16 protein-coding genes are annotated in these 19949 nt (G+C 61.1%); 9 read left to right on the top strand and 7 right to left on the bottom strand.

Annotated elements, in window-relative coordinates; genetic code table 11:
• Positions 1-52: 52 nt before the first annotated feature.
• The gene (locus PQT43_RS13100) at positions 53-1282 is read right to left on the bottom strand and encodes an MFS transporter (RefSeq protein WP_102879583.1); all 1230 of its coding nucleotides are present in this window, start codon (positions 1280-1282) and stop codon (positions 53-55) included.
• A 47-nt stretch (positions 1283-1329) separates the two neighbouring features.
• Positions 1330-2220, bottom strand: a complete 891-nt coding sequence (locus PQT43_RS13095) for an amidohydrolase family protein (RefSeq protein WP_102879582.1) — start codon at positions 2218-2220, stop codon at positions 1330-1332.
• Between the two features lie 299 nt (positions 2221-2519).
• Here PQT43_RS13095 and PQT43_RS13090 point away from each other — a divergent pair, with 299 nt between their 5' ends.
• Together PQT43_RS13090 and PQT43_RS13085 are read left to right on the top strand one after the other, a co-directional pair.
• A complete protein-coding gene (locus tag PQT43_RS13090) occupies positions 2520-4646 on the top strand; it encodes a TonB-dependent siderophore receptor (RefSeq protein ID WP_272754056.1) in 2127 nt (708 codons plus the stop codon).
• A gap of 121 nt (positions 4647-4767) precedes the next feature.
• Complete coding sequence (locus tag PQT43_RS13085; protein WP_123391005.1) at positions 4768-5322, top strand: hypothetical protein; 555 nt, start codon at positions 4768-4770, stop codon at positions 5320-5322.
• 233 nt (positions 5323-5555) lie between these two features.
• On the opposite strand, the gene PQT43_RS13080 is transcribed toward PQT43_RS13085, so the two are convergent.
• Positions 5556-6470, bottom strand: a complete 915-nt coding sequence (locus tag PQT43_RS13080) for a LysR family transcriptional regulator (protein ID WP_102865166.1) — start codon at positions 6468-6470, stop codon at positions 5556-5558.
• Positions 6471-6739: 269 nt separating this feature from the next.
• Here PQT43_RS13080 and PQT43_RS13075 point away from each other — a divergent pair, with 269 nt between their 5' ends.
• Positions 6740-7762 (top strand): zinc-dependent alcohol dehydrogenase family protein, encoded by a 1023-nt coding sequence (locus tag PQT43_RS13075; RefSeq protein WP_102879467.1) that lies wholly within the window; start codon positions 6740-6742, stop codon positions 7760-7762.
• A gap of 255 nt (positions 7763-8017) precedes the next feature.
• A complete protein-coding gene (gene pgm, locus PQT43_RS13070; protein WP_267269996.1) occupies positions 8018-9664 on the top strand; it encodes a phosphoglucomutase (alpha-D-glucose-1,6-bisphosphate-dependent) in 1647 nt (548 codons plus the stop codon).
• 180 nt (positions 9665-9844) lie between these two features.
• On the opposite strand, the gene PQT43_RS13065 is transcribed toward pgm, so the two are convergent.
• Positions 9845-10540: a pirin family protein gene (locus PQT43_RS13065; protein ID WP_221808123.1), complete on the bottom strand. Its 696-nt coding sequence runs from the start codon at positions 10538-10540 to the stop codon at positions 9845-9847.
• Positions 10541-10814: 274 nt separating this feature from the next.
• Between PQT43_RS13065 and PQT43_RS13060 the strand changes: the two genes are divergently transcribed.
• The gene (locus PQT43_RS13060) at positions 10815-13274 is read left to right on the top strand and encodes a UvrD-helicase domain-containing protein (protein WP_272754055.1); all 2460 of its coding nucleotides are present in this window, start codon (positions 10815-10817) and stop codon (positions 13272-13274) included.
• Positions 13275-13325: 51 nt separating this feature from the next.
• Here PQT43_RS13060 and PQT43_RS13055 read toward each other — a convergent pair whose 3' ends face one another.
• On the bottom strand, positions 13326-13595 hold the full coding sequence (locus PQT43_RS13055) for a DUF1652 domain-containing protein (protein ID WP_102865161.1): 270 nt from the start codon (positions 13593-13595) through the stop codon (positions 13326-13328).
• 279 nt (positions 13596-13874) lie between these two features.
• Here PQT43_RS13055 and PQT43_RS13050 point away from each other — a divergent pair, with 279 nt between their 5' ends.
• From PQT43_RS13050 to PQT43_RS13035, 4 genes are read left to right on the top strand one after another with little or no spacing between them, the layout of a single operon-like run.
• On the top strand, positions 13875-14690 hold the full coding sequence (locus PQT43_RS13050; RefSeq protein WP_102879463.1) for a helix-turn-helix domain-containing protein: 816 nt from the start codon (positions 13875-13877) through the stop codon (positions 14688-14690).
• Positions 14691-14741: 51 nt separating this feature from the next.
• The gene (locus PQT43_RS13045; protein ID WP_267269998.1) at positions 14742-16148 is read left to right on the top strand and encodes an NAD(P)/FAD-dependent oxidoreductase; all 1407 of its coding nucleotides are present in this window, start codon (positions 14742-14744) and stop codon (positions 16146-16148) included.
• Between the two features lie 57 nt (positions 16149-16205).
• Complete coding sequence (locus PQT43_RS13040) at positions 16206-16547, top strand: cupin domain-containing protein (protein WP_102865158.1); 342 nt, start codon at positions 16206-16208, stop codon at positions 16545-16547.
• A 47-nt stretch (positions 16548-16594) separates the two neighbouring features.
• Positions 16595-17689 (top strand): polyamine ABC transporter substrate-binding protein, encoded by a 1095-nt coding sequence (locus tag PQT43_RS13035; protein ID WP_267269999.1) that lies wholly within the window; start codon positions 16595-16597, stop codon positions 17687-17689.
• Positions 17690-17787: 98 nt separating this feature from the next.
• Here PQT43_RS13035 and PQT43_RS13030 read toward each other — a convergent pair whose 3' ends face one another.
• A complete protein-coding gene (locus PQT43_RS13030; protein ID WP_267270000.1) occupies positions 17788-18549 on the bottom strand; it encodes an SDR family oxidoreductase in 762 nt (253 codons plus the stop codon).
• Positions 18546-19928 carry an aspartate aminotransferase family protein gene (locus PQT43_RS13025; RefSeq protein WP_110595605.1) on the bottom strand — a complete coding sequence of 461 codons (1383 nt, stop codon included), beginning with the start codon at positions 19926-19928 and terminating at the stop codon, positions 18546-18548. The genes PQT43_RS13030 and PQT43_RS13025 overlap by 4 nt, the downstream gene beginning before the upstream one ends.
• Positions 19929-19949: the final 21 nt, after the last annotated feature.

Here is a 19949-nt window from a genome sequence, read left to right as displayed (position 1 = left end):
CGCCCGCGTAACGAACGATACGCGGGCGTTACTCTAACAAATGATGTCTGGTTCAGTGCAATTGCTTGCCCCTGGTTTCCGGGAGGAAGCAGGTCACCACCAGGACCAGGCAGTAGGCACCTCCGGCGAACATCGCAATCGCGGTGCCCAGGCTGTATTGGGCACTGATGAAACCGACGAGTCCCGGGAACAGTGCGCCCACCGCGCGCCCGAAGTTATAGGAGAACGCCTGGCCGTTGGCCCTCACTGCCGAAGGATAAAGTTCTGTCAGAAAGGCCCCCATGCCGCTGTAGATACCGGATGCGGCGAACCCCAAGGGAAAACCGAGAATCAGCATCTGGGTATTGGTCAGGTTCAGTTGCATGTAGCAGATCACGCTGATGGCCGACAGAACTGCGAAGAGGATGAAGTTGGCGCGGCGCCCCAGCCGGTCAGACAGGTAGGCACCGCAGACATAGCCGAAGAATGAACCCAGGATGACCACCAGCAGGTAGCTGCCGGTGCCGAAGACTGACAGGCCCTTCTCCAGCTTCAGATAGGCCGGCAACCAGGTGGTGATCGCGTAGTAGCCACCTTGTACCCCCATGCACAGCAGCGCGGACAACAGGGTGGTGCGCAGCAGCGAGGGGGAGAAGATGTGCCAGAAGGCCACCCTGTTGCCTGTTTCGCTCTGTTGCTTTTTGCTCTGCAGGAACACCTCGGGTTCTGGCACGTATTTACGAATGTAGAGCACCAGGAGTGCAGGTGCGATGCCGATCCAGAACAGCGAGCGCCAGGCAAGGTCTTCGGGAAGGTAGCTGAAGGCCACTGTGTAGAGCAGCGCGGCCGCGCCCCAGCCAATGGCCCATCCGCTCTGCACGATACCCACGGCCTTGCCGCGATGTTCCGCTCGGACCATTTCGCCGATCAGCACCGAGCCCACTGCCCACTCGCCGCCGAACCCGAGGCCTTGCAGCGCACGAAGCACAAACAGCTGTTCGAAGTTTTGCGCGAAGCCGATCAGTACGGTGCAGATCGAGAACCACAGAATGCTGATCTGCAGCAGCCGCACCCGACCGTAGCGGTCAGCCAGGATCCCCGCTCCCCATCCGCCAATGGACGAAAACAGCAAGGTCACGGTGCTCAGCAGTCCCACTGATCCCTTGTCGATGTGCCAGAGGGTCATCAAGGAGGCGATGACGAAGGTGAACACCATGAAGTCCAGGGCGTCCAGCGCCCAGCCACCCAATGCGGAATAGAAGGTGCGTTTTTCAACGGTATTAAGTTCGCTAAACCAGCTCATTATTGTTCTCCGTGCAGCACCTTAGTGCCGCTGGGTTATTGTTTTTGTTATTTGAAGTCGTACAGAACGGCGGGGTTATCGACCAGGATGCTCTGTCGTTGGCGCTCATCGGGCGCCCATGAGCGCAAGCGATCCAGTAATGAACCGGTGTCGGGCGTGCTTTCGAGCGCTACGTGGGGCCAGTCGCTGCCCCAAACCATTCGTTCGGGGGCGACGCCCAGCAAGGCATGGGCCAGCGCATCCGTGTCGGCATAGTCCGGATGCCGCTCACTCAGGCGATAAGCGCCCGACAACTTGACCCACCAACCGTGTTCCGCCACGTTTCTCAGCAGCAACTCGAACCCTGGCTCCTTGACGCCCAGGCGGGCCGGGAAGTGTCCGAAGTGATCGATCACCACGGGGCAGGGCAGCCTGGCTATCCGTGCCTGCAGCTCGCTTAACAGCCGGACATCAATCAAAAACTGCAGATGCCAGCCAAGGTCGGCAACTCGATGGGCAAGACGCTCCATCAAGTCCAGATTCACGCCGCCGCGAAACAGCACGTTGATGCGAACTCCACGCACACCCAAGGCGTGCATGTGCGCCAGTTCGTCATCGCCGATTCGTTCGTCGACTACCGCGACGCCCCTCAGTCGATCGTGATGACGTTGCAACACCTCGAGCATGTAGCGGTTATCGGTGCCGTAGACGCTCGGCTGCACCAGAACCCCGCGCTGCATCCCCGTGGCCCGCAACATGTCCAGATACAGCGCCTCAGGTGCGGGAGGCGGGGTGTAACTGCGCTCGGGTACCAGGGGATAGCGCTCAAAATCAGCACAGATCACATGCGCATGGGTGTCGCATGCACCTGTCGGCAGCACGAAGCTCGGGGCTTGGATCGTTTCTCTCGGGGCGGCACAAGAGGGCGGCCACGCTGTGGCGGATTTGGGGTGAGGCATGGATTTCATCTCCTCGACAGCTCTTCGCACGCCTTGGCGGTTGCAGAGCGGTACTTGTTGGTTGTTGGTTGTAGGTTGTCCAACAAGTGCTGGCATGTTGAATTTTTGCCCTGGCCTTGTCAATGGATGCAGGTGGGGATTTCGCGCGACGCGCTTCGGCGATGGCTAGGGGGGGAATAGCGGCCTTGGGTACTAATGGGAATTTGTATTAATTGCGAATGGTTTTGTATAGCATGCGCCGGAGTTTTTTGGCGGTTTCACCCCTTGTATTGGCCTATTCGTAAAGGTTTTTTCTCTCCATGCGCCGAACCCTGCTTTCCATTTGTGTGCTGCAAGCGTTGTCGTCTACCTCATGGGCTGAACAAGCGCAGGTAAAGCCCTCAACCCTTGAGTTGGGCACGGCTGATGTCATCGGCACCGAGAGTTACGAAAGGGCAGATGGTCCGGTGCAGGGTTATCGCGCAACGCGCTCGGCCAGCGCCACGCGGACCGATACCTCGATCCATGAAACCCCGCAGTCGATCAGTGTGGTCGCCAAGGATGCGGTGGAGGATCTTGGAGCCACGCGTTTGCAGGACGCGCTGGACTACGCCGGCGGCGTGGGGCGGGCGAACAATTTTGGTGGGCAGGGGCTGACTACGTTTACCGTCCGTGGCTTCACCACCGGCGAGTTTTACCGCAACGGTTTTCCCATCAATCGCGGCTATCCGAACATGCCGGATGCCAACACCATTGAACGCCTTGAAGTGCTGCGCGGCCCGGCAACCATGCTGTATGGCCGAGGTGATCCTGGCGGTACTTTCAACGTGGTTTCCAAACAGCCGTTGCCCGAGCGCACGGTCACCCTGGGCAGTCAACTGAACGACCAGGGCATGAGGCGCGGCACGTTGGACGCTTCCGGGCCGCTCAACGAAGACGGGCGCCTGGCCTATCGACTGAACGTCGTGGGCGAGGGGGGCGACACCTTCCGCGATCATGTCGACACCGAGCGCTACGGTGTCACGCCGGTGCTCAGCTGGCAGGTAAGCGACGCGACCAGGCTGATTTTCGAAGGCGATTTCATGCGTAACAACGCGCCTCTGGATCGAGGCGTTACCCGTTACGCGAAGCAGATTGGCAGCGCTTCTCGCGACAGTTTTTTCGGTGAAAAAGACGTTGGCAAACTGCACAACGACAACAACATGGCGCAACTGCGCTTCGAACACCTGCTCAACGACGACTGGACCCTGGGGGGTGGTGTGCAGTGGCTCGATGGTTCGCTCAAGGGCAACGCGGTCGAGGCCAACGGTATTGCCGCTGACGGCCGCACCTTGGGGCGCAATTTCAACTATCGCAAGCTGGAGTGGACCGACCGGGATGCCCAGCTCAACCTGACCGGCCATTTCGATACCGCCGGTTTGCAGCACACTTTGCTCACCGGTATCGAATACGAAGACTACGACTACCAGTCGATCATTCAACGCTCCAGTGGTGCTGTCGGTGCGTACCCCATCGACCTCTTCGATCCGCTGTACGGCCAGCCGCGTCCGGCCCTGACCCGCACGCCGACTCATGACAAGGAAAACCTCAAGACTTATGCCGCGTTCGTGCAGGATCAAGTGGCCCTGACCGACAAACTGAAAGTGCTGGCAGGGGCGCGTTTCGAACGCTTCGAACATGACTACGAAACCTATGTACCCGGCGGCAAGAGTTGGCAGGCCAGTGACAACGCGGTCACACCGCGCATTGGCGTGAGCTACGACTTGACCGAGACCTTGGCGCTCTACGCCGATACCGCTCGCTCGTTCAAGCCCAACACCGGCGCCAGCCGGCTCGGCGGCGGGTTTGCGCCGGAGAAGGGCAAGTCTTATGAAATGGGTCTCAAGTGGGAAGCACTGGATCAGCAGTTGAGTGTCGACGCGGCGATCTATCAGATCGAAAAGCGCAACGTCTTGACCACCGACCCTGTTGACTCGACCTTCAGCGTGGCCGCCGGTGAAGTGCGAAGCCGTGGTTTCGATGTCAACGTTGCCGGCAACCTGACACCCGAATGGCGCGTGATCGGCGGCTACGCCTATGTCGATGCCGAAGTCACCAAGGACAACGTGCTGCGCTCTGGCACGCGGCTGCTGAACATCCCGAAAAACAGCTTCAGCCTGCTGAATATGTACGAGTTCCAGGACGGCATGCTCAAGGGCCTGGGCCTGGGGAGCGGACTCAGGTACGTCGACGAGCGCGCCGGGCAAACCGCCAATACCGGGTTTTCGATGGGCAGCTACACCGTTGTCGATTTGCTCGGTTTCTACAAGGTCAATGACAAGGTGCGGCTGAATCTGGATCTGAAAAACCTGTTTGACCGTGATTATGAAGAGGGCGCGTTCGGCAACGTTTACGCTTATCCGGGGGCTCCGCGAACGCTGCAGGTCGGCATTGCCTACACCTTGTAGTGGGTGTGTTTTGCTGGCACAAGCCGAGCTTGTTCCGCTGACACGATGGTAATCGTGCCTGTTTGCAATGGGACCTTGTGCCGGTGATACACAGCAACTCCAAAACCAAGAGAGCCTCGAAATGAGTCGACCGTACAATTTCCTTGTCGCCCATCTGAAAAAGGAGGGTTCGGCACAACTGCCTGCCGTCAGCGTCTCTTTAAGGGAATGGTTTGGGCAGTTGGGAGTGGCTGTCGCAGACGAGGTCATGAGTCTCGAGCAACTGATCGAATCGTTCTGGCGCCTGGAGGACTTTGCCGAGCTCTTTGAATATCTGTATGCCTATCAGGAAAGCCAGGGTTACGGAACCGGGTTCGGCTTGGGCTTTTACACCCCGGACGAGTTACACCCTTTGATGTGGGAGGGGCGTAACCAGGTCGGCAAATGGGCAGCGTCCACTCGAAATTCAGTCGATGCTCACTACATCAGGGATGTTTTTGACTTCAATGGGTTCAGTGAGGAAAAACTGAATGCCTTGCCAGCGCAAAAGCAAAGCGCACTGGAGTCGGTGATGAATCGGTTCGGTGAGCGTCAGTTGCAAAACGGCTGGAATGTCTGGCGCATGACTGGCGACGATCAGTGCAACGCCAGAAAAGAGCTGATTGCCAGCGATGTGCTCGCCGCCTTCTCTGCATGAGGGCCGAGTGTTGGCATTGATGCGCAATTGCCCCACCTGCTGAGGGCAAGACTGCCCCAACTTGGATAGGTAGATACCGCGCACAGACGGCCTTAGCCTTGAAGGCTGCTTGGGTCAGCGGTTTTTCGGCAGATGGGTCAATTCTTCATCAGCGCCTACAACCCTGGCGCCACACCTTGGATCGCAACACTCATCCAGTAATCGGTGGATGTTGAAGGCGACACTGGTCGATCTCAAAGGCTATCCGGATCCCCAAAAAACATCTGAATCCGCGAACGCAACCAGCGCTCTCCCGGGTCGTTGTCCTGTGAGCCGCGCCAGGCCATGTGCAGCTCGAAGCTGCGCACCGGCAGGGGCGGGTCTTCGGCGCGTACGCCGCCGGCGGCGGTCAGGGCCTCGGCGGTGTAGTCGGGGACGGTGGCGAGGATGTCGGTGCCGGCCAGCAGGGTGCTCAGACCGTTGAATTGCGGCACGGCGAGTACCACATGGCGTTTGCGTCCGAGCTTTTCCAGTTCTTCATCGATAAAGCCGCTCAGGTCCCCGGCGAACGACACCAGGGCGTGAGGGCGGGCGCAGAAGTCGTCCAGGCTCAGGGCGCCCGGAACGGTGTCGGCACGCAGCAGTTTGGGCAGGCTGCGGCGCAGGACTTTGCGCTTGGCGTTGGCCGGCAGGTCGGCGGTGTAGCTGACGCCGATGGAGATTTCACCGGAGGCCAGCAGCGACGGCATCAACAGGTAGTTGGCCCGGCGCACCACCAGCACGATGCCAGGGGCTTCGGCGCGCAGGCGCTTGAGCAGCATCGGCAGGAGGGCAAACTCCGCGTCGTCGGACAGGCCAATGCGGAACACTGTGGTGCTGGTGGCGGGGTCGAACTCGGCGGCGCGGCTGACGGCGGTGGAGATCGAGTCCAGGGCCGGTGAGAGCAGGGCGAAGATTTCCACGGCCCGGGCCGACGGCTCCATGCTGCGGCCGGTGCGTACAAATAGCGGGTCGTCGAACAAGTTGCGCAGCCGCGACAGGGCGGCACTGATGGCTGGCTGACCGAGAAACAGCTTCTCGGCGGCGCGAGTCACACTGCGTTCGTGCATCAGTGTCTCGAACACAATCAATAGATTCAGGTCGACACGACGCAGGTCATTACGATTCATCTGGAGTCCTGGCAGAGTCAGCGAACTTGACGGGAGCGGCCATATCGGAACAATGGCCGGCGTGAATCTTACGGGTAAAGGCTGGTACTCTGCATCGGCTAAATGTTGTTTGTTTGTGCTCAGGCTGCGGCCCGGCACGCTGTTCGCCCCGATTTTCAAGGGCACGGAATCAATGACAGACATGTCGACTATTAATAGGCACTGATAGTCTTGCTTTCAAAGCCCGGATAAAGTTCGCGGCATTAGAGGTTAATTTGACGAGGTTTGCGATGTCCCGCACGATTCGTTTTCACAAGTTTGGACCGGCCGAGGTGCTCAAATGCGAAGAGCATGCGGCCTCGTTGCCTGCGCCAGGCGAAGTGCAGGTACGAGTCGAAGCCATCGGTATCAGTTGGTACGACGTGCTCTGGCGGCAGAACCTGGCGTCGTCCCATGCGCGTCTGCCGTCCGGTCTCGGACACGAAATGGCCGGTGTGGTCACGGCGGTAGGCGAGGGCGTCGACGACCTCGCGGTCGGTGACAAGGTCGCCAGCTTTCCCGCGCAAAGCCCCAATGACTACCCGGTGTATGGCGAGCAGATCGTCCTGCCACGCTCGGCCCTGACCCGTTATCCGGATGTGCTTAGCCCTATCGAAGCCGCGGTGCATTACACGCCGCTGTTGATTGCCTATTTCGCCTACGCTGACCTTGCGCGGGTCAAGCCCGGGCAGTTCGCCCTGGTCACCGATGCCAGCCACTGTGCCGGCCCGTCTTTTGTGCAGTTGGGCAAGGCCCTGGGTGTGCGGGTGATTGCCGCTACCAAGACCGCTGAAGAGCGTGAGTACCTGCTGTCCCTCGGCGCCGAGAAGGTGATTGTCACCGAAGAGCAGGACCTGCTGATGCAGATCAACAAGCTCACCAACAATCGCGGGGTCGATGTGGTGTTCGACGGTCTGGGCGGTCCGCAGATGTCGATGCTCGGTGATGTCCTGGCGCCTCGCGGCAGCCTGGTGTTGTACGGCCTGCAAGGCGGCAACCAGACTCCATTCCCGGCCTGCGCGGCGTTCCAGAAGAACATCCAGTTTTTTGTCCACTGCATCGGCAACTTCACCGGCAAGCCGGAACTGGGGATCATTCAGGATCAGGTGGCGTTGCAGCGTGCGCTGCGCGACATCAACCAGCTGACTGCGGATCGAGTGCTGGTGCCCTTGAAGACCCGAGTCTTCCCCTTCAGCGAGTTTGTCGAGGCGCACCGTTACATGGACGAATGTCCATGTCGCGAACGGGTCGCGCTGCAGGTCGAACCGGCCTGATTCCCCCAACGCCAGGCCAAGCCTGGCGTTTTTGTATCTGTATCTTTGTCGGCGCCGGCTTGTCGGCCAATGGGGCCTGAGCCTCGTGCAAGCCTTGAGGCTGTCTTCCCCGGCAAGCCAGTTCCTGCGTAAGCCAGGCCTGCTTCAGTCAGCTGAGAAAGGCGGGGTTGTTCTGGGATAGATTTCGTCGCGCGGTGGTCAAACTGCCAGTAAACTGCGCTCCATTCCCGAACCATCCTTTTTCAGAGGTTTTGCATGACTCTCAGTCCTTTTGCGGGCAAGCCGGCACCCGTCGAGTTGCTGGTCGATATCCCGCGACTGGTTACGGCGTATTACACCGGTCAGCCCGATGCATCGGTGCCCACCCAGCGCGTGGCTTTCGGCACCTCCGGGCACCGCGGCAGCTCGCTCGATCTGAGTTTCAATGAATGGCATGTCCTGGCCATCAGCCAGGCCATCTGTCTGTACCGCGAAGCCCAGGGCATCACCGGGCCGCTGTTTGTCGGCATCGATACCCACGCACTGTCGACCCCGGCCGGGGCCAGTGCCCTGGAAGTCCTGGCGGCCAACGGTGTGACGGTGATGATTGCTGCCGCTGACGAGTACACCCCGACGCCGGCGGTGTCCCATGCCATCCTCTGCTACAACCGCGGTCGCACTTCGGGCCTGGCGGACGGGATCGTTATCACCCCGTCCCACAACCCGCCACAAAGCGGCGGCTACAAGTACAACCCCACCAATGGCGGCCCGGCCGACACCCACATCACCAAGTGGATCGAAGCCAAGGCCAACGAATTGCTGGCGGCCAAGCTGGCCGGGGTCAAACGCATCAGCTACGAGCAAGCGCTGAAGGCCGATACCACCCATCGCCACGACTACCTCAACACCTATGTCGCCGACCTGATCAACGTCATCGACCTGGACGCGATCCGCAACGCCAAGCTGCGCCTGGGCGTGGACCCGCTGGGTGGAGCAGGGGTGCGTTACTGGTCGGCAATCGCCGAGCACTACCGCCTTGACCTGGAGGTGGTGAACAAGCAAGTGGACGCCACCTTCCGTTTCATGTCGGTGGACTGGGACGGGCAGATCCGCATGGACCCATCTTCCAGCTACGCCATGCAAGGGCTGATCGGCCTGAAAGAACGCTTTGACGTGGCCTTTGCTTGCGACCCCGATCATGACCGTCACGGCATCGTGACCCCAAGCGGCGGCCTGCTGGCGCCCAACAACTACCTGGCGGTGTCCATCGACTATCTGTTCCAGAACCGTCCGCAATGGCGTGCCGATGCCGCCGTGGGCAAGACCGTGGTCAGCAGTGGCTTGATCGATCGGGTGACGGCACGCCTGGGCCGTCGCCTGTACGAAGTGCCGGTGGGCTTCAAGTGGTTTGCCGATGGCCTGTTCGATGGCTCTCTGGGCTTTGGTGGCGAAGAAAGTGCTGGTGCTTCTTTCCTGCGCAAGGATGGCGGCGTTTGGTGCACCGACAAGGACGGCCTGATCCCGTCGCTGCTGGCCGCTGAAATGACCGCGCGCACCGGTCGTGATCCAAGCCAGGCTTACCGCGCGCTGTGCGACGAGCTGGGCGAGCCTTTCTCGGTGCGGGTCGATGCCAAGGCCAATCCGCAGCAGAAAGCCTTGCTCAGCAAGCTCTCCCCGCAACAAGTGACCTCGACCCAATTGGCTGGTGAGCCGATCCAGCAGATCCTCAGCCAGGCCCCGGGTAACGATCAGGCCATTGGCGGCCTGAAAGTCATGACTGAGAACGGCTGGTTCGCCGCACGCCCGTCTGGCACCGAAGATATCTACAAGATCTACGCTGAAAGCTTCATCGGCGACGACCACCTCAAGCAGCTGGTGCAGGAAGCCCAGACCCTGGTGGACACCGCCATCAGCGGCAACTGATTCACGTTAGGAGCCGGCTCGCTTGCGAAAAGGTCCTTGAGACGGACACAGGTCTTGCGGATGCGTTCGCTGGCAAGCCAGCTCCTACGGTGGTTGTTCATTGCACGATCTGTGTAGCCGGCTAGCGGGCAAAAAAAGGGGCGACCAGCATGGTCGCCCCTTTTTATTTGCCGCTGCGGTTCAAGCCAGGTCTACCAGCACGATTTCGCTGTCTTGCACGGCGCTCACCCGCAGCACCCGCTCATCTTCGATTGCAACACCGTCTCGAGCTTCGGCACGCAAGCCGTTGATCTCGATCACCCCGGTCGCCGGCACCAGATAAGCCCGACGCCCTGCGTCCAGGTGGTACTCGGCGGTTTCCCCGGCCTTCAGGTTGGCCGCCACCAGCCGTGCATCGGCGCGAATACGCAAGCTTTCCTCATCGCCTTCCTTGCCGCTGGCCAGGGTCACGAACCCTTCGCGCAGCCCCTTGGGAAAAGGCTTGGCGCCCCAGGACGGCGCGGAGCCGGCCTGGTTGGGAATGATCCAGATCTGGAAGATCTTGGTCGGCGTGGCTTCCAGGTTGTATTCGCTGTGGGCGATCCCGGTCCCCGCACTCATCACCTGCACGTCACCGGCTTCGGTGCGTCCCTTGTTGCCCAGGTTGTCCTGGTGGCTGATGGCGCCTTCGCGAACGTAGGTGATGATTTCCATGTCCCGGTGCGGATGCTGGGGGAAGCCGGTGCCGGGAGCGATTACGTCATCGTTCCACACCCGCAGGTTGCCCCAGTGCATGCGCTTGGGGTCATGGTACTCGGCGAAGGAAAAGTGGTGATGGGCATCCAGCCAGCCGTGGTGAGCGCCACCCAGGGAGCTGAAAGGTCTGAGTTCAAGCATGATCGTCTCCTCAAAAGGGCTCGTAATGGCTCGTTGGACCCGGGCCAAAAAACGATAACCGTTGGTTGATGGCGTGCATCTTCCATCAGCTATTGATCGATAAAAAGCGCAAAAAATGCCGTAATCCAATCGTAAAATTAGATGGTTTTTTTGTCGCAGAGCTGGTGTTAAACCTTCGGTTCATCGCTTAAGTTAATGACCCGCAAGCAATTCGCTGGATACCGTGAAAAAATCCGGCGACCATTACCGCTCAGTCTCATCCCCTGGAGTCCGCGTGTCGCAACACAGCCCCGATCTGCCCCCCGATCTTTTGCCCCTGGCTCAGATGCCCCTGTTGAAGCGCTTGGCGGCGCGGTTTTTCGGCCATGGCCTGAATCGTCTGCGGGCTCAGCATCGCGCCTCCTGGTTGCACGGTCAGGCCGACGGCTTTCGCAGCGGGCACACGGCAGGCGTGGAATACGGCTACCAGGAGGGACGGCTCGAAGGGCTGGAGGAAGGGCGTCAGGTGCTGCTGATTCGCGACAGTCGCAACACCGAGCACCGGCCGCCGGGGGTGGATGACCGGCTGTTCGACGACTGGCGCCTGCCGCTGAGCGCCGAGTTGAAAAAACGCTTCAAGGCCGATGTCTCCCGGTTGCTGGCGCCGCAGGCCCAGCCCAGCGCTGCCCAATGGAAGATGATTTTCAGCGACACGCCTGCCACTGCAGTGATTGCCGGGGCCGGGGCGGGCAAGTCGACTTCTTTGGTATTGCGCCTGCTTTTGCTCAATCACTACCTGGGATTCGAGCTGGATTCCATGACCGTAGTGACCTTCACCCGGGAGTCACGCAAGGATTTCATCAACAAGCTGGTGCAGGTCTTTGCCCTGTGGGGCCGGGCGCTCAGCCCCCGGGAAGCCCGGGATCTGGTGCGCACCTTCCATTCGCGGATCTTGCCCATGGTGCGCAGTCTGCCGGGGTTCGAACGCCTTCAGGCCTTCGAGAACCTCAGTGAGCGGGTGCAGGGTGCCGAAGACGAGGTGGACAGCAACCCCTTCGACCTGCGAATCAACGATGCCCAGCGCAAGCACCTCAATGCCTGCTACCAGGCGCTGTACCGCAGCGACGAACGCTTCCGCCTGGCGCTCAAGCCCTTGCTGCGCCACGCCTTGCAGCTCAAGGAGCTGGAGCGCGATCACCCCGATGTACAGAAGCGCGTGGCGGTCACCGAGCTGGCGGCCAAGCGTGATGAGGAGCTCTGCGACACCGTGGAAGACCTGTGGTTTCGTGCCGGGGCCTGGCCGATCAAGGGCATCGAGCCTCAGCGCCAGAGCTTTGAAATCAACGGATCGACCTTCCATTGCCATGGCTATGCCGCTGAGCTGGATGCCTGGGTGGTACTGGGCTTCGACCCGCGGGAGAACCCGCAGATCAGCCGGCCCGGAGCCAAGCTGACGGTGCGGGCGGAGTGGGCGGTAAAGCGCACCCTATTTCAAGCTTTCTGTCGTAAGCCATTGATTTGGTTGGATAGTTACGAATCATCCAAGCGAGCTTTGGGCGCCTTTTCTGCCGAGGTCAGTGCCGGCCCGGGCTTCGACTACAAGGTCAAGGGCGAGCTGGCTTCGGCGCCGTTGCTGGATTGTTTTGTTGCCGCCGCCGGTTTTATCGAGAACCTTGGGCTGGATGTGGGCGACGCGGTCGGCAACATGAGCTTCGCCCAGGATGATCCGGACCGATTCTTCTTCGAGGCCTTGAGCCTGTTCTGGCGAGCCCTTGAAGACCATTTGCTGGATCAGTCGCCGCCGATCATGAGCTACAACCGGATGTTCGCCCTGTTCAGCGAGCGCTCCCCGGAAAACTTCAAGCTGCTCAGCGACAGTTGCCTGAGGCCGATGTCGCATCTGATGATCGACGAGTTTCAAGACGTTTCGCCGCAGATCGTTTCTTGGATCAAGGCCAGTCTCAGGGAGATTCGCAGCCGTGGCGCGGCCCTGCACGTGGGGCGTGGAGCCCAGCATTCTTCCCTGCTCTGCGTGGGCGATGACTGGCAATCGATCTACGGCTGGCGCGGCAGTTCGCCGAAGTACTTTATCGAGTTCAACAAGGAGTTCCCGTCTCCGGCCACCAATCGAGTCATGCTCAGCGAGAACTACCGCAGTCATCAGCATGTGATCGATGCGGCGGAGCATATTGTTCGCGCAGCCCCGGCGATTGCCGGAAAGAAGGCCAAGGCCAGTGGCGAGGCCAAGGACCTATGGCCGGTGCAGGTACTGGATCGTGACGATCAGGGCCTGGCCCAGCGCCTGGCAGACCACTATCGGCAGGGCGATTCAATCTTGATGCTGTTTCGAAAAACTAGCGATAAGTTATTGATAGAAGAGCATATTTTACCAGTAGTTAATGTTGATTCTAGCTTGCCTCCCGCGGCTCGACGGCTTAAGCAACTCACCTATCACAGTGCCAAGGGCTTGCAGGCGGACGCGGTGTTCCTGCTGGGAGATTGCCAGCACCTGAGCAGCTCGCCCTACAAGAATCAGGTGTATCGCATGGCCGGCCTGGGCAAAGATGGCGACGCCGAACCCTACGACAGCGCGCAGAAGGACGAGATCCTGCGCCTGGCTTATGTGGGGATCACTCGGGCGGCCAAGCACTGCTACTGGTACGTCGATCGCCAGGAGGCGGCGGCGGGCAATGCGCCCAAGGCTTCGGATCGGGTGCCCCGAGACAAGCCTTATTTCCGCGACCTGCGGCAGTGAGGACGAAAAAAGCCCGCTGGTCAGGCGGGCTTCGGTCGATGGGGCCTGGCGTCAGGCCTTGAGTGTCAGGGACGGAGCAAAGGCCTCCAGTTCATCTTCCACCGCCTCGATTATTCGTTCGACATCCGCGGCGCTCATCACCGTGGCACAGGGAATGCCGGCGATGGCGATCATGGTCTCGCCGCTGGCACGGTCGAAGAGCCGGGCGATCATGCTGCCTGGCGCATCCATGCTGGCCTCGAAGCCCAGGGGATGAAAATGCCAGCGCATCAGCTGGCAGGCGTTGGGAAAGGTGACTTTACTGGCCCAGACTCTGTTCATCGGTGGCCCACCTTGATTCATTGAGCGCTTCCTTGTGCTCGCGGTAGGAACGATCGGCTCGTCAATGACCCGATCAGTCAAGGGTTTAAAAATAGCACCGGCTTGTGACCGCTCGCAGTTTTTTTGCCCACCGTCCGGCGGTTCACTCGCAGATTTTTGATGCACATCATGTATTCGCCCAAATGGGGCTAGAGAACCCGGGTCCTTGGCTGAAGGACGGTCATTGATGCCTCTGCCGAAGTTCGGCAAGCTGCGCTTTTTTGGCTGTTCGAGATCCTTATGACTGCCCCTGACGACGGGCCTCTGCAAACCCAGGCCACTGGTGAAACCGTGATGCGTTATCACCTTTGCTGGAAGCACCGCGACCTCGATGGCGTGATGGCGCTTTACCATCCGCAAATCCAGTACAACGACTTTTTCCAGAATCGCACCCTGGGCCTCGCTGAGCTGCGGGAATACGTGCGTGTGAGCATGCCCCGGGCCCCCGATGAGGCCCTGGAGCACTGTGATCGCATTCGCCTGGATGGCAACACGGCCTTTATCCAGTATCAGGTGACCCTGCGGGGTGGCCAGGGCCTGGTGTCGTTCCGCTCCAGTGAAGCGATTACCGTGCGCGACGGCCTGATTTGGCGGGTCAATGAATATGCGTCCCTGGTGCGTGAACCGGCGCCGGACAGCTCCTCGGCCAGCCTGCGCCCGGCGGTCAGCCGCCTGGGGCTGTCGCCGCGTCAGTTGAGTTTCATGGCCGAGGACTTGCAGCAGTACTTCCAGCGCCAGCAGCCTTACCTCGATCCGCAACTGGACCTGCAGCGGGTCGCCCGGGAGTGCGGCTACAGCCGCAATCAGATTTCCTACCTGCTCAATCAGGTGCTGGGCCAAAGCTTCTACCGTTATGTGAACCAGGCGCGCCTGCAGCATGTGCTGGCGGCCCTGGACCAGGCCGCGCCGCCGCTTCGGGTCGACGAACTGGCCTTTGCGGCCGGGTTCAATTCCCTGTCGGCGTTCTACAGCTGTTTTCGCCAGCACACCGGGCAGTCGCCCAAGGCTTATGCCAAACAAATTTCTTTGCGTGCACGCGCGCAAGACAGCCCCTGAAGACAGGGACTAGGATCGCCGCATTCGAAGTTCGGATTGCGGAGTGCTTGCATGCCAGCGTGGCGCAGTATCAGTTTGTGGATGGACCAGTTGGACGAGCCGCTGTTGCCGCGCCCGTCCCTTGAGCAAGACCTTGATCTGGACGTGGCGATCATTGGCGCCGGTTACACCGGGCTGTGGACGGCCTATTACCTCAAGCGCCAAGCGCCGCAGCTCAAGGTGGCGGTGATCGAGGCCCAGACCGCAGGTTTCGGTGCCTCGGGGCGCAATGGCGGCTGGCTGATGGGCAATCTGCTGGGAGAAGACCGCCTGCTGGCAGGGCTGTCGCCGGAGCAGCGTCGAGCCTCTTTCGACCTGCTGCATGGCATTCCCGATGAGGTGGCCAACGTCATCGAACGGGAAGGCATCGACTGCGATTACCGCAAAGGCGGGGTGCTGTATTGCGCGGCCCGCTATCCCGAGCAGGAAACCAGCCTGCGCCAGTACCTGGACAAGCTCTACGCCCAGGGCCTGAACCAGGACGATTACCGCTGGCTGAACCCCGAGCAACTGGCTCAGCAGTTGCGGGTGGCCAACGCCTATGGCGCTATCTATGCCCCCCATTGCGCCACCATCCAGCCGGCCAAGCTGGTGCGCGGGCTGGCGCGTGCGGTGGAGCGCCTGGGGGTGAACATTTACGAGAACAGCCCGGTGACCCATTGGCAGGCCGGCAGCCTGCAGACCCGCCACGCCGCAGTGCGCAGCCGTTGGATAGTGCCGGCGGTGGAGGGGTACTCAGTGACCTTGCCGCCCCTGGGTCGTTATCAGTTGCCGGTGCAAAGCCTGCTGGTAGCCACAGAGCCCCTGCCGGAATCGACCTGGGACGAAATCGGTCTGAACCAGGGCCAGGCCTTCAGCGAAAGCAGTCGCCAGGTCACTTACGGTCAGCGCTCCATGGATAACCGCCTGGTGTTTGGTGCCCGGGGTGGATATCAGTTCGCCAGCAAGCTGCGCCACGATTTCGACCTGAGTCGGGACGAGGTCGAGCTGCGTCGCTACCTGTTCGGCGAGCTGTTCCCGCAATTGAAGAATGTGCGCATCACTCATTCCTGGGGCGGCAACCTGGGCATGTCCCGGCACTTCATGCCGCACATGCTGTGTGACCGGCGCAAGGGCATCGCCTTGTCCGGTGGCTACGGCGGCGAAGGCGTCGGCGCCAGCAATCTGGGTGGCCGGACCCTGGCCGACCTGATTCTCCAGCAGGACAGCCCGCTGGTCCGCCAACCCTGGGTGTTGGCGCAAAGCGGCCTCGACGCCCTGCGGGTCTGGGAGCCTGAACCCTGCCGCTGGCTGGGCTACAACGCGATCATTCGCAGCTTTGTCCATGAAGACCAGACCCTGGCCAACCCGGCTTCGCCTGCGTGGCGGCGGCGTCTGGCCAGTCGGGTTGCCGGGTTCATGGAAGGCTTCATGCACTGAGTCGGGTTTCTTGCACCGAACGATGTCCGTTCGGTTTTTTCAACCAAAGGTAGAGCCATGAGCATCACGCAATTCAAGCACACCGCCACGGTCACCCTGGACGAGTCGGCGCCGGTCGCCGTGCCCCTGGGGACGCCCGTGGCCGTGACATCGGTGACTGCCGTCGAACGCAACGACGGGGTCGAAACCGGGATCTGGGAATGTACTCCGGGGCGCTGGCGGCGGCAGATCGTCGCCCAGGAGTTCTGTCATTTCATCCAGGGCCGCTGCACCTTCACGCCCGACCATGGCGAGCCCCTGCACATAGAAGCCGGCGATGCACTGATGTTGCCGGCCAACAGCACCGGCATCTGGGATATCCAGGAAACGGTGCGCAAGACCTACGTCTTGATTTTCTGATCCCTTGATTGCCTGCCAATAACAAAACCAGCCACAGGTATCGACTCATGATCCGCAAGACTTGCACTTTGCTGTTACTCAGCCCCTTGTTCCTGGGCGCTTCTCTGGCCCAGGCCGCCGACACGGTCAAGATCTACAACTGGTCGGACTACATTGCCCCGGACACCACCAAGCAGTTCCAGAAGGAAACCGGGACAGGTTTCACCTATGACGTCTACGACAGCAACGAGACCCTGGACGGCAAGCTGATGACCGGTAAATCCGGTTACGACGTGGTATTCCCCTCCAACCATTTCATGGCGCGGCAAATCCAGGGCGGGGCGTTGAAGAAGCTCGACAAGAGCCAGTTGCCCAACTGGAAAAACCTCAACCCGGCGCTGCTCAAAGCGCTGGAGGTCAATGACCCGGGCAACCAGCACGGTTTTCCGTACCTGTGGGGCAGCACTGGGATTGGCTACAACGTGGCCAAGATCAAGGAAGTGCTGGGGGATGACGCACCGCTGGACTCCTGGGACCTGATCTTCAAGCCCGAGTACATGCAGAAGCTGCAGAAGTGCGGCGTGGCGATTCTCGACAACGGCCCCGAACTGATTCCCACGGCCTTGAATTACCTGGGGCTGCCACACCACAGCAAGAACCCGGCGGACTACAAGAAAGCCGAGGCGCTGCTGATGAAGGTCCGGCCTTATGTCAGCTACTTCCATTCGTCGAAGTACACCAGCGACCTGGCCAACGGCAATATCTGCGTGGCGGTGGGGTTTTCCGGGGACATCCTGCAAGCGGAGAGCCGGGCCAGGGAAGCGAAGAACGGGGTGGAGATCGGCTATTCGATTCCCAAGGAAGGCTCGCCGATCTGGTTCGACATGGTGGCCATGCCTGTGGACGCACCGGATGAGAAGGCCGGGTATGCCTTCATGAACTACCTGCTGCGCCCGGACGTAATGGCCAACATCAGCAACTACGTGCATTACGCCAATGGCAACCAGCAAGCCGATGCTCTGGTCGACCCAGCGATCAAGAACGACACCAAGGTTTACCCGAGCCCGGCCATGATGGGCACATTGTTCGCCCTGGAAGCCATGCCGCTGGACATCGACCGGGTCCGCACCCGCTTGTGGAACAAGATCCGCAGCGGCAACTGATCCCCATCCCCACAAGCTGCGTAGGAACCGGCTTGCCGGCGAAGAGGCCTCAGAGACAAGCACTGCCCTTGAGGACGCCTTCGCTGGCAAGCCAGCGCCTACAACTGGCTGTTTTCCGGGAGCAGGGCACCGCCGTCCACTATCAGGGTCTGGCCGGTGATGTAGCCGGCCTGTGGCGAGGCCAGGAACAACATGGCGTAGGCAATGTCCTCAGGCGTTCCCAGGCGCCCGAGGGGAATGCCCCTGGACAGGGTCGCGGTGTCGCCGAGGTTGTCCATGGCTTGGGTGGCGATAAGCCCCGGTTCGACGCCGTTGACGGTGATTCCATACTCCGCCAGTTCCAGTGCCGCTGCACGAATGAAGCCATTGACCCCCGCCTTGGACGCCGCGTAGTGGGCCAGTCCGGGAATTGCCGTGCGTGGGCCGGTCACCGATGAGGTGACGACGATCCGCGGTGCTCGGGCCCGGCGTAGCGCCGGCAAGGCTGCCTGGGTCAGCCAGAAGCAGCTTTTCAGATTCACCGCCAAGGTGCTGTCGAGGGTCTGCTCCTCAAGCTCGGCCAGCTTCTGCATCGGAAAGATCCCGGCGTTGTGCAGCAGCAGGTCCAGGCCGCCAAAGGCGTCCAAGGTCGCCGCTACCGCCTGTTCCGCGGCTGCCCGGGTGCCGAGGTCCAGGGTCAGCAGCTCCGCTGTTCCGCCAGCCTGACGAATCAGGCGTTGGGTTTCGGCACCTGACGCAGCGCTGCGGGTGGCCAGCATGACCTTGGCGCCCCTGGCGGCGAACACCTGGGCGATCGCCCGGCCAATACCCTGGCCCGAGCCGGTGATCAGGGCGATGCGCCCGCGGTCATCCTGGCTCATGGCTGGGCTCCTGGCAGGACCTGGGCCAGGCACTGGTCCAGCAGCCGATTGTGCAGGTCGACCTGCGCCTCGCGGGTGGCCGGACACACCAGGGCCATGTTGTGGAATGGGGTCAACAGCACCCCGCGATTGAGCAGGTACAGGTGCAGGTACGCCTCGATCAGAGCATGGCGGGCGTGGTGGGCTTCGCCACCGTTACGCGGGGCCTGCTGCATGAACAGGTATTCGACCCGGGCACCGATGCGGGTCACATGCCAGGGCAAACCGTGCTTGCCGATGATGCTGTCGACGCCCGCTCGCAGGCGCTCCGCGAGCAGGAACATGCGTGCGTAGTTTTCATCGTTCATCACTTCGCTGAAGGTGGCGCGCATGGCGGCCATTTGCAGGGCGTTGCCGGCCAGGGTTCCACCGAAGCCGAAGTGGTTGATCGCCTGGCCCGGCTGGAAATGCGGCAGTACCCGCCAGATCCGTTCGGCCATGGCCTGGCTGCAGCCCCAGACAGCCGTGGGAATGCCCCCGGCGATGGATTTTCCCAGGACGAAGAAGTCCGGCTGCAAGCCCTGTTCGCCGCAATAGCCCCCCGGTCCACAGGACAGGGTATGGGTTTCGTCAATGATCAGCGGTACGTCATAGCGCTGGGTCAACTGCCGCAAGCCGTCATGGAAACCCGGGGCCGGAGGCACCATGCCGACGTTGGTCATGAAGGGTTCGGTCAGCACCGCGGCCACGTCGCCATGGGCCAGGGCCGCTTCCAGGGCCGGCAGGTCGTTGAACTCCACCAGTCGGGTGGTGGAGGCGTGCTGCAAGCCGTTGGCGTGCACGCCGTCTCGGGGAATCATCTGCCCCTGGGCGTCGAATTCCACCTGGGATTCGTCGACGCTGCCGTGGTAGTTGCAGTTGAACACCAGGACCTTCTGCCGTCCGGTGATCATCCGGCACAGGCGCAGGACAAAGCGGTTGGCATCGGTGGCTGAAGTGGTGACCTGCCAATAGGGCAGACCAAAGCGCCGGCTCAGTTCCTTACCGACCCACAGGCTGTCGGCGGTGGGCAGCATCAGCGTCGAGCCATGCAGTGCCTGTTCGGCAATGGCTGCGGCTACCGCCGGTTGGGCATGGCCGAACATGGCGCCGGTGTCGCCCAGGGCAAAGTCCACGTACTCGCGGCCGTCGCAATCGGTGAGGGTCGCACCACGGGCATCCGCCACCATGATCGGGTAGGCGCCGGGCCATTGCTGCATCCAGTGCAACGGCGCGCCGTACAGCCAGTGCTTGAGGTTTTCCTGATAGAAGGCGCCGGAGCGCGGGTGTTGCTCGACAAACAGCTGCAGTTCGGACTGATAGCCGCTGGCGACGCGTTGCAGATCAAGGCCCAGAGTCATGGAAGTATCCTGTGAAAAGCG

This window comes from Pseudomonas sp. BLCC-B112 (assembly GCF_028550695.1).
Taxonomy (GTDB): domain Bacteria; phylum Pseudomonadota; class Gammaproteobacteria; order Pseudomonadales; family Pseudomonadaceae; genus Aquipseudomonas; species Aquipseudomonas danubii.
The sequence above is the reverse complement of the archived record's forward strand: the minus strand, read 5'-3'. Positions and strand labels throughout refer to the sequence as shown.